Here is a 15,344-nt window from a genome sequence, read left to right on the forward strand (position 1 = left end):
CCTGTCCGCCATCGTTCAGCCCCGTCGTGGCGGCTGGGTGGCCCCGGCACTGAAGCCCAGTTGCCGGAAGGTTTCACGCATGTGGGACGGCAGGTCGGCCGATACCACCAGCCGCCCGCCCGCCGGATGCGGCAGGTCCAGGGTGCGGGCGTGCAGGTGCAGCCGGTCGACGAAGCCCTCGGGGTGGGCGGTATCCCCGCCATATTTCGGATCGCCCAGGATCGGCGTGCCCAGGGCCTCGCAATGCACGCGAAGCTGATGCGTGCGCCCGGTCAGCGGCGACAGCGCCAGCCAGGACAGCTTGCGCCCGGCGGCATCCAGGACCTCGTATTCCGACAGGGCATGCGCGGCGTCGGCGTCCTTGCGCGAGGCGACCACCGTCAGCGCGCCGGGGCCGGCGCCCAGCCGGGCCAGCGGCTGGTCGATCACGCCCGAGGCCGGGCTGGGCCGCCCGACCACGATCGCCCAGTAGGTCTTGCGCACGTCCCGCCCGCGGAAGGATGCCGCCAGCTTCGCCGCCACGCCGGGGGTGCGCGCCAGCAGCAGCAGCCCGGACGTGTCGCGGTCGATCCGGTGTACCAGGCGCGGACGCGGGTCGTCGTCCTGGTCCTTCAGCCCGTCCAGCATGGCATCGACGTGATGGATGATCCCGGGACCGCCCTGCACCGGCAGACCGGCGGGCTTGTTCAGCACGATCACCTGGTCGTCGCTATAGATCACCATGCCGCGGATTTCGCGCACCAGCCGCTCGTCCAGCACCGGGCGGGGCGGCGGCGCGGGGCGCGACGCGCCGGGAATGGGCGGCACGCGCACCGCCTGGCCCGGCAGCAGGCGGGTGGAGGTTTCGGCGCGCTTGCCGTCCACGCGCACCTGCCCGGTACGGCACAGTTTCTGCAACGCCCCCTGGGTCAGGTGGGGGTAGTGGCGGCGGAACCAGCGATCCAGGCGGATATCGGCCTCGTCCTCGCTGACGGTCAGGGTCACAACACTCATGATCGAGGGCTTTCCCGCACTCTGGCCCAACTGTCCAGCGGTTGCGCGATTTCACCCGCGAATCGCCGGTCATCCGTCAGGACATGACGACGTCCCTGACGCCGAGGCGCTCGCGGATGGCGGCGACCGGTTCGGGCCGCCCCAGCAGGAAACCCTGCGCCTCGCTGCATCCCATGGCGTGCAGCCTCGCCCACTGTTCCTGGGTTTCCACGCCCTCGGCGGTGGTGGGAATGTCCATGCTCTGGGCCAGGCTGACAATGGCCTGGATGATGCCCGATGCGCTCTTTTCCGGCAATTCCTTGACGAAGGAACGATCGATCTTGATTTTCTGGAACGAGAACAGCCGCAGGTAGCTGAGGGCGGAATAGCCGGTTCCGAAATCGTCCAGGACGACGCTGCATCCCATGTCGGCGAGCTGTCGCAGGATGTCGCGGTTGACCGCGCTGTTCTGCACGAAGATATTTTCCGTGATCTCGACTTCCAGCCGGTGGGGCACGAGGCCCGCTTCCATCAGGGCCGACTGCACGATGGCCATGAACCGGGAATTGCGGAACTGGACCGGCGAAACATTGACGGCGACCTTGACGTGCGGCGGCCAGCAGACGGCCTCGCGGCACGCGGCACGCAGGACCCACTCGCCCAGTTCGTGGATCAGGCCGTTTTCCTCGGCCAGGCCGATGAACTGATCCGGCGGGATCATCCCGCGTACGGGGTGGTTCCAGCGCACCAGGGCCTCGCAGGCGGCGATCTGGTTGTCGGGCATGGTGTAAAGCGGCTGGAAATGCAGGCAGATCTGGCTGCTTCCGATGGCCGCGCGCAGCTCGTCGCCCAGCCGGGCCTTGTTGCGCATTTCGTAGCTGAGGCCGGCATCGAACGAATGAAAGCAGTTCCGCCCCAGCGCCTTGGCCTTGTACAGCGCGATATCGGCATGTTGCCGCAGCAGATCGGATGAACCCGCATCCGCCGGATAGGATGCCGATCCGATGCTGGCGCCGATCGCGACGTGCTGGCCGTCGATGACGTAGGGCCGGCTGATCGTCTCGACGATTTCACCCGCGCGATGGGCGAGTTCCTCCTTTTCCGGCACGTTGGGCCAGATGATGGCGAATTCGTCGCCGCCCAGGCGCGCGATCAGGTCGTCGGGACGGCTGCAGGCCCGCAAGCGGTCGGCCACCAGGCGAAGCAGGGCATCGCCCGCCGCGTGACCGTAGAGGTCGTTGACCGTCTTGAAATAATCCAGGTCGATGCACAATAGGATGGCCTCGTGCCCCGCCACGCACACGCCGTCGAGCCGCGCACCGAACAGGGCGCGGTTGGCCAGTCCGGTCAGCGGGTCGTAATGCGCCAGCCGTTCGACCTGCTGGCGGGCCTGCCGCCGTTCGGTGACGTCATCGGCCACGCACAGTTCCCAGCGCGCGTCGCCGCGTTCGTCCGCGATCGTGACGTAGCGCGTCGCGACCGCGCGCATGTCCCCCGCGCGGTTGCGCAGCAGGCTCTCGGAAACGCCCTCCCGCCGCGTGCCCTCGGGATGCACCAGGGCGTGGCCGATCTCGGTTTCGGTGAAGGCGTCGGCGGCGGTGTGCTCGACCAGTTCGCTCCGCTCGCGGCCGGTCATCAGTTCGGCCGCGCGGTTGATCAGGACCAGCCGGTCGTCGCGCACCGACCTGACCACGAGGGCCGAGGGGATATTTTCGACGATCGTATCCATGAACAGCTTGTCGCGCAGGATCTTCCTGTTCGCCTTGCGCAATTCCTCGGCCGTTTCATGCAGGTTCGCGGCGGACGCGACCGCATTGGAATGCGAGGCATTGATCAGGTCCAGGGCCGTTCCCGTGCCCAGATACCGCCCCCCGGCAACGACGATGTAGCCGCGCAGCACGTCCGACGACTGCGCCGTGATCGTCATGGACGTGAAATCCGTCGACGAGACCGCGGCATCCACGATCACGGGCCTGTCGTCCATAAGCAGGGCCACGGGGCGCCCGGCGAACAGCGCGTGCCCGAACTGCCCCGAAACCTTGGCGAAAAAGGCCTGCCGTTCCACCAGCCCGATCGGCGCGCCGCCTTCATCGACGACGGCGACCAGCATCAATTCCGGGTCGTCCCGGAACAGTTCGAAGATCCGTTCGCCCTTGTCCGACGGGCCAACGGTAGGGCCTGGCGTGGAAAGATCCCGCATCAAAAGGGATGACGAAGCGGAATGTTTCATTTCTGCTTCCCGCACAAGCCAGTTTCATCCACTCGTCTAAAAAAACAACACATTTATTTTATTAACGGTACGTATATGGCGATATCAATAGGCGGTTTGAATTTGAAAAAAATTTTGCGCCAAAATAAGTTTCATTAAAAATTTATTGTTAAATTCATTTGAATGAAACCCAGTTCAATCTGGTATTATTTCACACGGCTCGCCTGAGAGTATCCGTTGTGGTCAAGCGGCTTTTGGCGTCCAGAGGCGGTAATCCCGTACCCGTGCGTTGGCGGGCACGATAAGTTTTCGCATGACGGCGGCAATGGCGACTTTGGCGTGTTTTCCGATGGTGGTCAGTCGGTCATAGACCCGCCTGAGATAGGGGTTGAAGCGCATGGCGACGATGGCTGGCATGTAGCGTGCCTGCCGGAGGGCAGCCCTGCCGCCCTGAATGACACTTCTTCCCCGCCATGTTCCGGACGGGCGGGTGATCGGGGCGAGGCCGGCCAGCACGTCCCGGCGCCGAGACAAGTGCGGATTTTCTGCCACCAATGCCGCGATGGCGGCATCGAGAGAGGCGATCTGCACTTCGATCTGCCGCAAACGATGCCGGCCATGGCGTTTCAGTAAATCGATCGTCAGGCTTTTGAGGCGATTGATCGTTGCCGTCCGGTCTCGCATCAGGCTGCCGCGGGTTGACCTTGATCGTTGGCACGCTCAAGGGGGCCAGACGTTCCTTCAGCAGCCGGTGATACGGGCCAGTCGGCTCGAACACCACCCGCGCGACGGCCTTCATGTCGCCGATCCAGCGCTCCGATGCTCATGGCTCATAAGGCCACTCCGCTTCAGTGCTCGAAAACACACGACGGGCGCGACCTTCGGGCCGCTTTCGCTCGATAGTGTTGAAAAACTCATGGTGAAGAGTGAAAGTGTTGCCAAGCCACTTCGACATAAGTGCAGCTTTCTTGCCTCAGGTGGATAAGGCAGGCACTCCGGGAGGTATCAGTTTCGCCATTTTGCGGAGATTTTGGGCAGCTGCGGCGAGATGGAACTCATCACGGGCGCCGTTTGGTCCTCTGAGCCTCAACCGATCGATCTTCAAAATGCGCTTGAGGTGAGCAAATAGCATTTCGACCTTCTTTCGTTCTCGTCTGGAGATAATATAGGCGTCGGTTAAAGCAATGTCGCGGGCCATATCACGAGCGCCTTCATGAATAGAGCGCAGAACCTTACGATTGGGCTGATTAGGGCAGCATTTTGGTTTGAGAGTGCATACGTCGCACGCCAGTTTCGACGAACGGTATCGAAGTAGGTTGTCGGGAGGGGCATTTGGTTGATCCGAGTTGATCTTGCGCCACTGCTGCTTCAGTTGCTGTCCTCCAGGACAGATGTAAAGATCGTGCACGTGGTCATATGTGAAATCTCGACGTTCGAAAGTCCCGTCCTGCCGGGCAGATTTGTCGAAGACCGGAATGTGAGGTTCTATGCCACGCTCATGAACCAGCCACGCAAGATTTTCTGCGGATCCATAAGCTGTATCCGCAGCAAGCCTTTCGGGCCATATTCCAAATGTTTCCTGCGTACGCTCTATCATTCTGCGTTGCGCCGTAACCTCGGCCTGCCGGATGGCTGTCGTGGTTTCTACATCCATGATGACAGCCGATTTAAGGTCAATGAGGTAATTTGTGCAGTAGGCATAATAAGCAAGGCCACCGCTTGCAGCGTTCCAACGTGCAGCAGGATCGACCGGAGAGATATATTTTGGTTGCACGGGCGTAGCAGACCCAAATGCAGCATCGTCCAGCACCGAGAAATACTCCCGCACAGCACGTTGGGCCACCTCGATCGGCAGTTTATCTGGGCTCGGAACACTGCGCTGCCGATTAGCGTCGGCCTTGATCGTACTGGCATCGACCGCAAAGCCTTCACCGCCCACCAGTCCCTTGGCGATGCACTGCCGGACGGTCATTTCGAACATTTGGCGAAGCAGATCACTCTCCCGGAAGCGTCCGTGCCGGTTTTTCGAGAATGTCGAATGATCAGGCACAGGGCCGTTGAGACCAAGACCACAGAACCACCGGTAGGCCAGGTTAAGATGGACTTCTTCACATAGCCGTCGCTCGGATCGAATACCCATCACGTAGCCAACGATTAACATCCTGATGATCAGCTCGGGATCGATTGAAGGCCGCCCCGTGCCGCTGTAAAATGGGCGAAGATGCTCACGCAGGCCGTCCAGATCGACAAAGCGATCAATTGAACGCAAAAGGTGGCCAGCTGGCACATGATCTTCAAGACGGAACTCGTAGAACAGTGCCTCCTGTATTTTCGTTCGATCACCCATCATTTGCAGGTTCCTCCTGCGAAGAGTGAATCAGTGCTTCACTCTCAAAGCAAGCGCGACTTTTTCAACACTATCGCTCGCCAGCCCACATTTTCAAACAGGCTCTTCCGATTGATACAGATCAAGGAAAAGAGATATCCCCACCTGTTATATACGTAGACAATAGGATGTTGCTGATTTGACACTGGGAAACAATTCTACTCTGCCGACCATACACATTCCGTTCAGAACGTTCTGCCCGGTCGCGTTTCTTTGCCGTGAAATTTAATCAGACCCAGGGGCAACTTTCCCGAAGATAAATATATTCGATACTCAATCGATAATATTTGTGTCCCTCGCCTTTTTTTATGAGAGACTCACTATTCAGGGCGACAAGATTCTTCCGTCTCGTTCGGGCCGCATTAGTCTTTTGGTAAAAATTTCCGGCATCATTCCACGATACGCTCCGTTCACCCGCGCACTGAAAGCTGGAGGTACGTATGCATCGAATTTTCAATTCTGTCTTCCCTGGCGGGTATCGTCCCCGGGTGCTGACGGAAATCGAGGCACGCGACCCGGTTGTCATCAAGGTCATCGTTGACGAACTGATAACCGAATTCCCCATCGCCGCCGATATCATCGCCGAAGTCCTGCTGCAGCATGATGCGTGGCTCGCCGCGATGGAATATCTCTGCGCCCCCGCTGACGAAACCGAGGTCAAGGCCGAGGCGCGGATGATCGACATGGAAAAAACCGTGCTGGTAACCGGCAGCAAGTCGCACGCGTAAGAAGAAACCGGGCAAGACGGCGCGCTATTGGCCCTTGCCGCCCGCGCGCAGCCGCGCCCAGTATTCCAGACGTTTCCCGATTTCGCGCTCGAACCCGCGATCGAACGGCCGATAGAGCTGCTGCGGGCCCATCCCGTCGGGGAAGTGATCGCGCGCGGCGGTCCGCTGTCCCGCCCCCGGATCGGCATCCGCGTAGACATCCGCGTATTCGGAATCGTAGCCGCGACCGTATCCCAAATCCTTCATCAGGTTGGTCGGCGCGTTCAGGATATGGGCCGGCGGCATCAGGCTGCCGGTCGATTTCGCCAGGCGCCGCGCGGCCTTGTACGCCGTGTAGACGGCATTCGACTTCGGTGCGGTGCCCAGATGGACCACCAGTTGCGCCAGGGCCAGTTCCCCCTCGGGCGAGCCCAGACGTTCGTACGTCTCCCACGCCGCGATAGCCAGCGGCAGGGCCTGCGGATCGGCCATGCCCACGTCCTCGGCCGCGAAGCGGGTCAGCCGCCGGGCGATGTAGCGCGGGTCCTCGCCGCCTTCGAGCATGCGGGCGAACCAGTACAGGGCCGCATCGGTATCGGAGCCACGCAGGGATTTATGCAGCGCCGAGATCAGGTTGTAATGCTCCTCGCGGTCCTTGTCGTACAGCACCGCGCGCCGGGCCAGCAGGCCGGACAGGCCGTGCGCGTCCATCGGCTGGTCCGTGCGAACCGCCAGAACCTGTTCGACCATGTTCAGCAGGTAGCGCCCGTCACCATCGGCCATGGCACGCAGGGTGGCGCGCCCGTCCGGCGTCAGGGGCAGCGCGCGACCGGTTGCCTCCTCCGCCCGGCAGAGCAGGCGTTCCAGCGCCGGATCGTCCAGCCGGCGCAGCACCATCACCTGGCAGCGCGACAGCAGCGCGCCGTTCAGCGCGAAGGATGGGTTTTCGGTGGTGGCACCCACCAGGACCACCGTCCCGTCCTCGACCACCGGCAGGAAACCATCCTGCTGGGCGCGGTTGAAGCGGTGGATTTCGTCCACGAACAGCAGCGTCCCCTGCCCGGCTTCGCCCAGGCGCCGGGCATCGTCGAACGCGCGCTTCAGGTCGGCCACGCCCGAAAACACCGCCGAAAGCTGCACGAAACGCAGCCCTGCCGCGTCGGCCAGCAGGCGGGCGATGGTCGTCTTGCCGACCCCGGGGCCGCCCCACAGGATCAGGCTGGCCAGCGATCCCCGATCGAGCATGCGCCGCAGCGCGCCGTCGGGGCCCAGCAGGTGGTCCTGCCCCACCACATCGTCCAGCGATTCGGGGCGCAGCCGGTCGGCCAGGGGCTGCGTGCGCGGCGGCGCGGCCCGCCCCCGGCGCCCGCCGGAACCGGACGCCCCCTGCCCCGACGTGCCCTGCACGGGGGACGCCGGACCGCCGAACAGATCTCCGTCACCGTGGTCATCCCGCCTGCCCGCCATGCCGTCGCGTCCATCCCTGTCGCAGAGTGCCCCGGCCCGCCGGATACCACGGGCATGGCGCCGAGTGGAAATGCCTCACCAGGGCAGCGCGTGATCCATGTGAAAGAAGCCGCCGGTCGGGCCGTCATCGGGCAGGGTCGCCAGCCGCACGCTGGTCAGTGCGCCCTGGGCCACGTCCAGCGGCGCGTCCTGCCCGCCCATGTCGGTGCGCACCCAACCCGGATGGGCGGAATTGACCTTGACCGCCGTGTCCTTCAGCTCGTGCGCCAGGTGCACGGTAAAGGCGTTCAGCGCCGTCTTGGACGCATCATAGGCGAAGGTCAGCTTGCCGTAGATCGGCGAGGCCGGATCGCTGTGCGCGCCCAGTGACGCAAGGATGCTGGACAGGTTGACGATCCGCCCGGCCGGCGATTTCAGGACCAGCGGCAGCAGCGTCTGCGTCACCTGCACGGTCGCGAACAGGTTGATCTCGAACGTGTCCCGCAACGTCTTGTCCGGCGTCGCCGACGGCGGCGGGGCCGCCCCGTCCGCCCCCCGGTCCAGCAGGACACCCGCATTGTTCACCAGGATGTCCAGACGCCCATAGGTCGTGGCGATGTAATCGCGCAGCGCGGTCTGCTGCGCCGGGTTGTCGATGTCCAGCACCACGCCCTCGGCCGACAGGCCCTCGCCGCGCAGCCGGTCGGCCACGCCATCCGCCTGCTCCTGCCTGCGGCCGGCGACCAGGACGTGAATTCCCTGCCGCGCCAGTTGGCGTGCGGTTTCCAGCCCGATTCCGCGCACCGCGCCGGTGACCAGCGCGACGCGCCGCGTTTCATTTGCCGTCATGATATCTGCCTCCCGACCGGGATCAGCCGCCTTCGGCGATGGCACGTCCCGCCGCGTAGCCGCTGGCCCAGGCCCATTGAAAATTATAGCCGCCCAGCCAGCCCGTCACGTCCACGGCCTCGCCGACCGCGTACAGGCCGGGGACCGACCGTGCCTCCATGGTGCGCGACGACAGGTCGCGCGTGTCGATGCCGCCCCGCGTGACCTCGGCCTTGGCGAAGCCCTCGGTTCCCGCGGGCACCAGGCACCAGCGTCCCAGATGCTGACCCAGCCGGTTCAGCACCGCGTCCGGCATGTCGCCGACCGGCCCGTCGGGCAGATGGTGCATCGCCATGGCCTGCGCAAGCCGCTGCGGCAGGAAGCCGGACAGCATCGTCCGCCCCTCGACGCGCGGGCGCTGCCGCTTGGCCGCCCGCAGGGCTTCGGCCGCATCACGCCCCGGCATCAGGTCCAGGCAGATCTCGCGCCCCGAATCCCAATAGGACGAAACCTGCAGGATCGCCGGTCCCGACAGGCCGCGATGGGTAAACAGCATCGCCTCGCGGAAGCGGGTGGCCCCGCATCGCGCGACGACATCCAGCGACACCCCGGCCAGGTCGGGCACCCACCCGGGGGTGGCGGCGTCGATCGTCAGCGGGACCAACGCCGGCAGGGTGGGCGTGACCCGCAGGCCGAACTGCCGGGCGATGGCGTGCGACAGGCCCGTGGCCCCCATTTTGGGAATCGACAGCCCGCCGGTCGCCAGCACCAGCGCGGGCGCGCGGAACGTGCCGTGATCGGTCGCAACGCTGAAGCCGTCGCCCCCCGCGACATCGGTGATGCGATGCGACAGGCGGATATCCACCCCGCCCGCGTCGCATTCCGCCAGCAGCATGGCAACGACGGCGCGCGCCGATCCGTCGCAGAACAACTGCCCCAGCGTCTTTTCGTGCCAGGCAATTCCATGCCGCTCGATCATCGCCAGGATGTCGGCGGGACCGAACCGGGCCAGCGCCGACTTGGCGAAATGCGGGTTGCCCGACAGGAACCGCCCGGCATCGGTGTCCAGGTTGGTGAAATTGCAGCGTCCGCCGCCGGAAATCAGGATCTTGCGCCCGGCTTCGGCGGCGTGGTCCAGCACGGCCACCCGGCGGCCGCGCTGGCCGGCCGCCAGCGCGGCCATCAGCCCCGCCGCGCCGGCCCCCAGGACGATGACGTCGAAATCCATGGCTAAGGACATGAACGGATCAGAAATCGAGATCCGCGTAATGGTCGGGCGGCACGATTCCCGTCACCCGGTCGTTCAGCAGCGACCGGAAACAGGGACGGGACTTGATCCGGGCATACCAGTCCTTGGCCGCCGGAGCCTTGGACCAGTCCACGTCATTGATGAAATCGAGGCAGGACAGGTGCGCCGCCGCCGCGAAATCGGCCAGCGACAGGGTCGGCCCCGCCAGCCATTTCCGCGTTTCCGCCAGCCAGTCGATATAGGACAGGTGATAGCGGATGTTGGCATATCCGGCCCGCAGGGCGTTGCCGTCGGGATTGCCGCGCCCGGAAATCCGCTTCATCACCTTCTCATGCAGCAGGTTCTCCGTCACCTCGGCGGCGAATTTCTCGTCGAACCAGGTCACGAGACGCCGCACCTCGACCCGTTCGGCCAGGGTACGGCCCAGCAGCGGCGTGTCGGGATAGGCTTCTTCCAGATATTCGCAGATGACGGCCGAATTGGGAATCGCCAGCCCGTTCTCCTCGACCAGCAGCGGCACGGTTGCCGCCGGATTCGCGGCCAGGAATTCGGGACGGCGCTCCCATACCCGCTCCATCATCAGTTCGAACGGCAGGCGCTTTTCGCCCAGCACAAGACGGACCTTGCGGCAGAAGGGCGAGAGCGGAAGATGATAGAGGATGCGCATCCCTCCGCTTTATTGCATCGCCCCACGCTTCGCCAAGGCCCGCGATGATGTCGCCTGCCTGAAACACGCCCGGGAATTCGCACGGTCGGTCCACCGATCGCTCGACAGGGCGGGATTCTCACGGTAGCTGGAATGGGCCTCCATCATTCGCAGACCGAAGGTCCGTGACGCCCTTGTCCGACGATTCCCGACCGCCTCCCCGTATCCGAGCCCGCGGCCGTTCCTTCCTGGCGCTTGTGCTGTCGCCCGAGGCCGGGCTGGATGACTGGCTGCGGGGGCTGGACGCACAGATCGCGCGCTCGCCGTCCTTCTTCGTCGGCAAGCCGATCATTCTGGACCTCGGCCTGCTGTCGGGCGATGCCGAGGGCCTGGCCGACCTGTACCCCGCCCTGCTGGAACGCGGGGTGCGGATCATCGGGATCGAAGGGGGGGATTCCGCCTGGCCCGCCCTGGCCGGCTGGGACTGGCCGCAGGGATTCGAGGGCGGCCGGGCCTCGGGCACCGTCGCCCTGCCCGAGGAAACGGATGGCGGCGAGGCCGCATCCGCCACCGTGCCCGCCGCGTCGCTGATCGTCGAGCGGCCGGTACGCTCCGGCCAGTCGGTCCTGCATCATGACGGAGACGTGATCGTCATCGGGTCGGTGGCCTCGGGCGCCGAGATTTCCGCCGGCGGGTCGGTCCATGTCTATGGAACGCTGCGCGGGCGCGCGATCGCGGGGATGGGCGGCCAGGCGGGGGCGCGGATCTTCGCCACCGCGATGAAGGCGGAACTGCTGGCGATCGACGGCTATTACATGATCGCCGAGGAGATCGACCCCGCCCTGAGCGGCCAGCCGGCGCAGGCCCTGCTGGAAGACGGCACCCTTGTCGTCCGGCCATTGCATTGAAGGGCCGCTTTCCCCGTTGCCCTCGCCATATCTCCGCCACTAGAATCCCGCAGACATGACGCCGCAGAATGGCGAATCCGGACAGAGGAACACGCGTATGGCCAAGGTGCTGGTTGTCACATCGGGAAAGGGCGGCGTCGGCAAGACGACTTCCACCGCCGCCCTCGGCGCGGCACTGGCCCAGACGGGGAAAAACGTCGTCGTCGTCGATTTCGACGTCGGGCTGCGGAACCTGGACCTGGTGATGGGCGCCGAGCGCCGGGTAGTGTTCGACCTGATCAACGTGGTCCAGGGCGATGCCAAGCTGGCGCAGGCGCTGATTCGCGACAAGCGGGTCGAAACGCTGTCGATCCTGCCGGCGTCGCAGACCCGCGACAAGGATGCGCTGACGCCCGAGGGCGTGGCCCGCGTGATGGACGAACTGCGCGAGAAATTCGACTGGGTGATCTGCGACAGCCCGGCTGGCATCGAGCGCGGCGCGCAGCTTGCCATGTATCATGCCGACCAGGCCGTGGTGGTGACCAACCCCGAGGTCTCGTCGGTCCGCGACAGCGACCGCATCATCGGCATGCTGGACAGCACGACCGAGCGCGCCAAGCGGGGCGAGAAGGTCGACAAGCACCTGCTGCTGACGCGCTACGACCCGGCCCGCGCCGCGCGGGGCGAGATGCTGCGCACCGAGGACGTGCTGGAAATCCTGTCGATTCCGCTTCTGGGCATCGTACCGGAAAGCGAGGAGGTGCTGCGCGCATCGAACCTCGGCACCCCGGTCACGTTATCCAATCCGACCAGCGCCCCCGCCCGCGCCTATTTCGAGGCGGTGCGCCGCCTGGAGGGCGAGAAGCTGGACATCAGCGTGCCGACCGAGCGCAAGGGCCTGTTTGACTGGCTGTTCAAGCGGAGTGTGGCATGAGCCTTCTGGCATCCCTGTTCGGACGCAAGACTTCCGCCCCTGTGGCACGCGACCGCCTGCAGATCCTGCTGGCCCACGAACGCTCCGCCGGCGAAGGCCAGTCGGAGCTGATCGCGAAGCTGCAGGAAGAGATCCTGGCCGTCATTACGCGGCATATCACCGTCGATCAGGACAAGGTCCAGATCAAGATGGATCGCGGAGCCGGGGTCTCGATGCTGGAAATCGATATCGAGGTCCCGGAGTTGAAGGCCAGCGCGCCGCCGCAAGCGGCAGCAGCCCCCAGATAGGCGTCCCCAGGCTCGGAGGCTTTTGAAGCCACCTCCTAGAAAGGCATCAGGGACTCGATCCAGGTGCGCGCATATTCCGCGTCATGGACCAGGGCGAGGCTGGCCGCGATGGGGTCGCGGGCGCGCAATGCGCGCAGCAATTCGTCATGCGGGTGCGGGACACCGGGCGGCCGGGTGGGCGGACCGGTCCGTGCCAGCGCGTAGAGCGGGCCGATCCGGGCCCACAGGCTGCGCAGGATGTTCGCCGTCAGCGGCAGGTCCGCGATCGCGGCCAGCATGGCGTGGAAATCGGCGTTGCTGGCCGCCATCCGGGCATCGTCGTGACGGGTGCAGGCCTCCTGGAAATCGTCATCCAGTTCGGCAAGCGCGTCCAGTTCGGCGGACGTGGCGCGCAGCGCCGCCGCCTGGACCAGCCGGCTTTCCAGATCGACCCGCAGCGTATGGATTTCCCGAAAGCTGGCGGGCGTGATCTCGGGCACCACCGCCGTATTGCGATCGTTCAGTTCCAGCGCCTGTTCGGACACGAGACGCAGCAGCGCTTCGCGGACCGGGGTGGGACTCAGGCCCAGTTCGGCCGCCAGGGGACGCAGCACCAGCCGCTGACCCACGCGGTAGCGGCTGCGGATCAGCCCGGTGCGGATATGATTGTAGGCGTCGATGCCCAGCATCTTGCGCCCGCCGTCGCTCGTCATGCCTTATACCGCGCCTTCCACGGTCATCGACTGACGCTCCAGGAAATCGCGATACGGGCCCACGCTGCGCTCCAGCAGCGCGACGGGGCCGTCCTGCACGATCCGCCCCTGGTCCATCACCACGATGCGGTCGAAATCGCGCAGCGTGGACAGGCGATGGGCCACCGCGATCACGGTACGGCCGACCTTCAGCCGGTCCAGGGCCGCCTGCACGTGCTGTTCGCTCTCGCTGTCCAGGGCGCTGGTGGCCTCGTCCAGGATCAGGATCGGCGCATTGCGCAGGAAGGCGCGCGCGATCGCGATGCGCTGGCGCTGGCCGCCCGAGAGCTTGACCCCGCGATCCCCGACCTCGGTCTGGAATCCTTCCGGCATCGCGTCGATGAAGTCGCGGCATCCAGCGGCGGCGGCGGCGGCCAGGACCTCCTCATCCGTCGCGTCGGGCTTGCCGTAGCGGATATTTTCCAGCACCGACCGGCGCAGCATCGACACGTCCTGCGGCACCACCGACATGCAGGCCCGCAGGCTGGGCTCGTCCAGGTCGCGGATGTCGATTCCGTCGATCTCGATCGCGCCACCCTGAACGTAACGCAGCCGCTGGATCAGGGCCAGGATCGTGCTCTTGCCCGAACCGGACCGCCCCACCAGGCCCACGCGCGATCCGGCGGCGATTTCCAGGTTGAAATGCGACAGGACCGGCCGGGCGCCCGGATAGGCGAAGGTGACGTCGCGAAACGCGACCTCGCCGCGCGAGGTGCCGGTGAAGCCGCGCGCATCGGGGGAATCGACCATTTCGTGCCGGACCAGGATGGCCGACAGGGCCTCGTCCAGCCGGGCGATGTGCTGGATGGTTTCGACCAGCGCCACGGCCAGGTCGCGCGTGCCGTGCAGGATCATGAAGCCCAGGTTGGCCACCATCACCACGTCGCCGATGGTCGCGCGCCCCATCTGCCACAGCAGCACCACCCAGGCCAGCAGGCCGGCGGTCAGGACCGCCGTCAGCACCGCATGGACCAGCCGCAGCTTTTCCATGTAGCGCAGCGACCGGCCCCGGGCGCCCATTTCCTGGCGCATCACGTCGGCCAGGCGCAGGCGCTCGTAATGCGTCATGCCGAACGAGCGCACGAGCGAGACGTTGTTGATGATGTCCAGCATCTCGCCGTCCACGCGCGAGGCCTCGGCCGCGTAATGCTGGTGCAGGCCGCGCCCGCCCGCCGCCATGCGGAACATCAGGAGGCACAGCCCGCCCGACAGGGCCACGATCACCCCGGCCATCAGCGGGCTGATCGTCAGCAGCAGCCCGATCGACAGCGCCACGTTCAGGCAGGGCGGCAGCACGTTCCACGCCGCCAGGTTCTCCAGCGTGAACAGCGACATGGCCGAGGTGGAGATCCGCGATGCCATGGCACCGGGCATCCGGTCGGCGAAATAGGACGCGGAATGCCCGGTCAGGTACCGGAACAGGTCGCGCCGCACGTCCCCCGTCATCTCGACGAAGGCATAGGTCGCGAACCAGCCGGCGACCCGCCACGAGAGGTTGTCGAAGGCGATCACCACGACCAGGATCGCGACCGCGCGCCATACGGCCGCCATCTCTCCCGCGCCGTGCGCGGTCATGGTATCGACAAGGAAGCGGGTGGCGTATGTGGCGCCGACCGTGCAGGCGACCGCGACCGCGACCGAAAGGAAGATCACGACATGCTGAACCGCATGGCGCCGCATATAGCGGAAGATAAAGGAGAGCGGCCGCCCCAGGTAGCGGACCAGTTGGTCGTCGGGAATGGTGGTCTCGGTATCACTCGCCAAAATCGGCTGCCCTCTCTACTGCCGGCCGCTCCGGTCGTCATGGCGTCCGGAAAGTCCTGCGCCCTGAACTGTTTATCTATCCGGATCAGGGGGAGGAAAGAAAGGTTCTCCTGACCGGCGACCCGCCGTTATGGCCACCCTATCATTACGGCCACCCTTCGTTACGGAACGTGGTTGCTCCCGTTCCGTTTACCAGTAACCCGGATCAGTGTCCCGGGCCGATGCCATGGATTTGCCGTTTCCCGGTCGCACGCTAGGCTCCCGCACGCTAGCATCCCCTGTTTCCTCAAGCGGAAGA

The 15,344-nt window shown here is 65.1% G+C and carries 14 protein-coding genes; 4 read left to right on the top strand and 10 right to left on the bottom strand.

Going from position 1 to position 15,344, the window contains the following annotated elements:
• Positions 1-15: 15 nt before the first annotated feature.
• From GDIA_RS02485 to GDIA_RS18190, 4 genes are all read right to left on the bottom strand, one after another.
• The gene (locus tag GDIA_RS02485; protein ID WP_012226160.1) at positions 16-993 is read right to left on the bottom strand and encodes an RluA family pseudouridine synthase; all 978 of its coding nucleotides are present in this window, start codon (positions 991-993) and stop codon (positions 16-18) included.
• A 76-nt stretch (positions 994-1,069) separates the two neighbouring features.
• Positions 1,070-3,202, bottom strand: coding sequence for an EAL domain-containing protein (locus GDIA_RS02490; protein ID WP_012553158.1), 2,133 nt, complete (start codon positions 3,200-3,202; stop codon positions 1,070-1,072).
• A gap of 222 nt (positions 3,203-3,424) precedes the next feature.
• Complete coding sequence (locus GDIA_RS18185) at positions 3,425-3,865, bottom strand: transposase (protein WP_050935015.1); 441 nt, start codon at positions 3,863-3,865, stop codon at positions 3,425-3,427.
• A 289-nt stretch (positions 3,866-4,154) separates the two neighbouring features.
• Positions 4,155-5,531, bottom strand: a complete 1,377-nt coding sequence (locus GDIA_RS18190; protein ID WP_012553159.1) for an IS1182-like element ISGdi16 family transposase — start codon at positions 5,529-5,531, stop codon at positions 4,155-4,157.
• A gap of 524 nt (positions 5,532-6,055) precedes the next feature.
• On the opposite strand from GDIA_RS18190, the gene GDIA_RS02505 reads away from it, so the two are divergent.
• Positions 6,056-6,295: a hypothetical protein gene (locus tag GDIA_RS02505; RefSeq protein ID WP_144880121.1), complete on the top strand. Its 240-nt coding sequence runs from the start codon at positions 6,056-6,058 to the stop codon at positions 6,293-6,295.
• Between the two features lie 24 nt (positions 6,296-6,319).
• On the opposite strand, the gene GDIA_RS02510 is transcribed toward GDIA_RS02505, so the two are convergent.
• The 4 genes from GDIA_RS02510 to fzlA all read right to left on the bottom strand — a co-directional run bounded on the left by GDIA_RS02510 (position 6,320) and on the right by fzlA (position 10,464).
• The gene (locus tag GDIA_RS02510; RefSeq protein ID WP_012226163.1) at positions 6,320-7,741 is read right to left on the bottom strand and encodes a replication-associated recombination protein A; all 1,422 of its coding nucleotides are present in this window, start codon (positions 7,739-7,741) and stop codon (positions 6,320-6,322) included.
• Positions 7,742-7,816: 75 nt separating this feature from the next.
• Positions 7,817-8,569, bottom strand: coding sequence for an SDR family oxidoreductase (locus GDIA_RS02515; protein ID WP_012553161.1), 753 nt, complete (start codon positions 8,567-8,569; stop codon positions 7,817-7,819).
• 22 nt (positions 8,570-8,591) lie between these two features.
• Positions 8,592-9,788: a BaiN/RdsA family NAD(P)/FAD-dependent oxidoreductase gene (locus GDIA_RS02520; protein ID WP_012553162.1), complete on the bottom strand. Its 1,197-nt coding sequence runs from the start codon at positions 9,786-9,788 to the stop codon at positions 8,592-8,594.
• Between the two features lie 7 nt (positions 9,789-9,795).
• Positions 9,796-10,464, bottom strand: a complete 669-nt coding sequence (gene fzlA, locus GDIA_RS02525) for an FtsZ-binding protein FzlA (protein ID WP_012226166.1) — start codon at positions 10,462-10,464, stop codon at positions 9,796-9,798.
• A 173-nt stretch (positions 10,465-10,637) separates the two neighbouring features.
• On the opposite strand from fzlA, the gene minC reads away from it, so the two are divergent.
• The 3 genes from minC (at position 10,638) to minE (ending at position 12,551) form a co-directional block, all read left to right on the top strand.
• Entirely contained in the window at positions 10,638-11,351 is a 714-nt protein-coding gene (gene minC, locus GDIA_RS02530) for a septum site-determining protein MinC (protein ID WP_012553163.1), read from the top strand.
• 97 nt (positions 11,352-11,448) lie between these two features.
• A complete protein-coding gene (gene minD, locus GDIA_RS02535; protein WP_012226169.1) occupies positions 11,449-12,264 on the top strand; it encodes a septum site-determining protein MinD in 816 nt (271 codons plus the stop codon).
• Positions 12,261-12,551, top strand: a complete 291-nt coding sequence (gene minE, locus GDIA_RS02540; protein WP_012553164.1) for a cell division topological specificity factor MinE — start codon at positions 12,261-12,263, stop codon at positions 12,549-12,551. The genes minD and minE overlap by 4 nt, the downstream gene beginning before the upstream one ends.
• A gap of 35 nt (positions 12,552-12,586) precedes the next feature.
• On the opposite strand, the gene GDIA_RS02545 is transcribed toward minE, so the two are convergent.
• Together GDIA_RS02545 and GDIA_RS02550 are read right to left on the bottom strand one after the other, a co-directional pair.
• On the bottom strand, positions 12,587-13,243 hold the full coding sequence (locus GDIA_RS02545; RefSeq protein ID WP_012553165.1) for a GntR family transcriptional regulator: 657 nt from the start codon (positions 13,241-13,243) through the stop codon (positions 12,587-12,589).
• 3 nt (positions 13,244-13,246) lie between these two features.
• Complete coding sequence (locus tag GDIA_RS02550) at positions 13,247-15,046, bottom strand: ABC transporter ATP-binding protein (RefSeq protein ID WP_012553166.1); 1,800 nt, start codon at positions 15,044-15,046, stop codon at positions 13,247-13,249.
• Positions 15,047-15,344: the final 298 nt, after the last annotated feature.

Origin of the sequence: Gluconacetobacter diazotrophicus PA1 5, assembly GCF_000021325.1 — a bacterium.
Lineage (GTDB): Bacteria > Pseudomonadota > Alphaproteobacteria > Acetobacterales > Acetobacteraceae > Gluconacetobacter > Gluconacetobacter diazotrophicus.

Coding starts and splice junctions, on each gene's coding strand:
- fzlA (WP_012226166.1), bottom strand. CDS start 10,464: ATGCGCATCCTCTATCATCTTCCGCTCTCGCCCTTCTGCCGCAAGGTC.
- GDIA_RS02545 (WP_012553165.1), bottom strand. CDS start 13,243: ATGACGAGCGACGGCGGGCGCAAGATGCTGGGCATCGACGCCTACAAT.
- GDIA_RS18190 (WP_012553159.1), bottom strand. CDS start 5,531: ATGATGGGTGATCGAACGAAAATACAGGAGGCACTGTTCTACGAGTTC.
- GDIA_RS02515 (WP_012553161.1), bottom strand. CDS start 8,569: ATGACGGCAAATGAAACGCGGCGCGTCGCGCTGGTCACCGGCGCGGTG.
- GDIA_RS18185 (WP_050935015.1), bottom strand. CDS start 3,865: ATGCGAGACCGGACGGCAACGATCAATCGCCTCAAAAGCCTGACGATC.
- minD (WP_012226169.1), top strand. CDS start 11,449: ATGGCCAAGGTGCTGGTTGTCACATCGGGAAAGGGCGGCGTCGGCAAG.
- minE (WP_012553164.1), top strand. CDS start 12,261: ATGAGCCTTCTGGCATCCCTGTTCGGACGCAAGACTTCCGCCCCTGTG.
- GDIA_RS02510 (WP_012226163.1), bottom strand. CDS start 7,741: ATGGCGGGCAGGCGGGATGACCACGGTGACGGAGATCTGTTCGGCGGT.
- GDIA_RS02485 (WP_012226160.1), bottom strand. CDS start 993: ATGAGTGTTGTGACCCTGACCGTCAGCGAGGACGAGGCCGATATCCGC.
- GDIA_RS02490 (WP_012553158.1), bottom strand. CDS start 3,202: ATGAAACATTCCGCTTCGTCATCCCTTTTGATGCGGGATCTTTCCACG.
- GDIA_RS02520 (WP_012553162.1), bottom strand. CDS start 9,788: ATGTCCTTAGCCATGGATTTCGACGTCATCGTCCTGGGGGCCGGCGCG.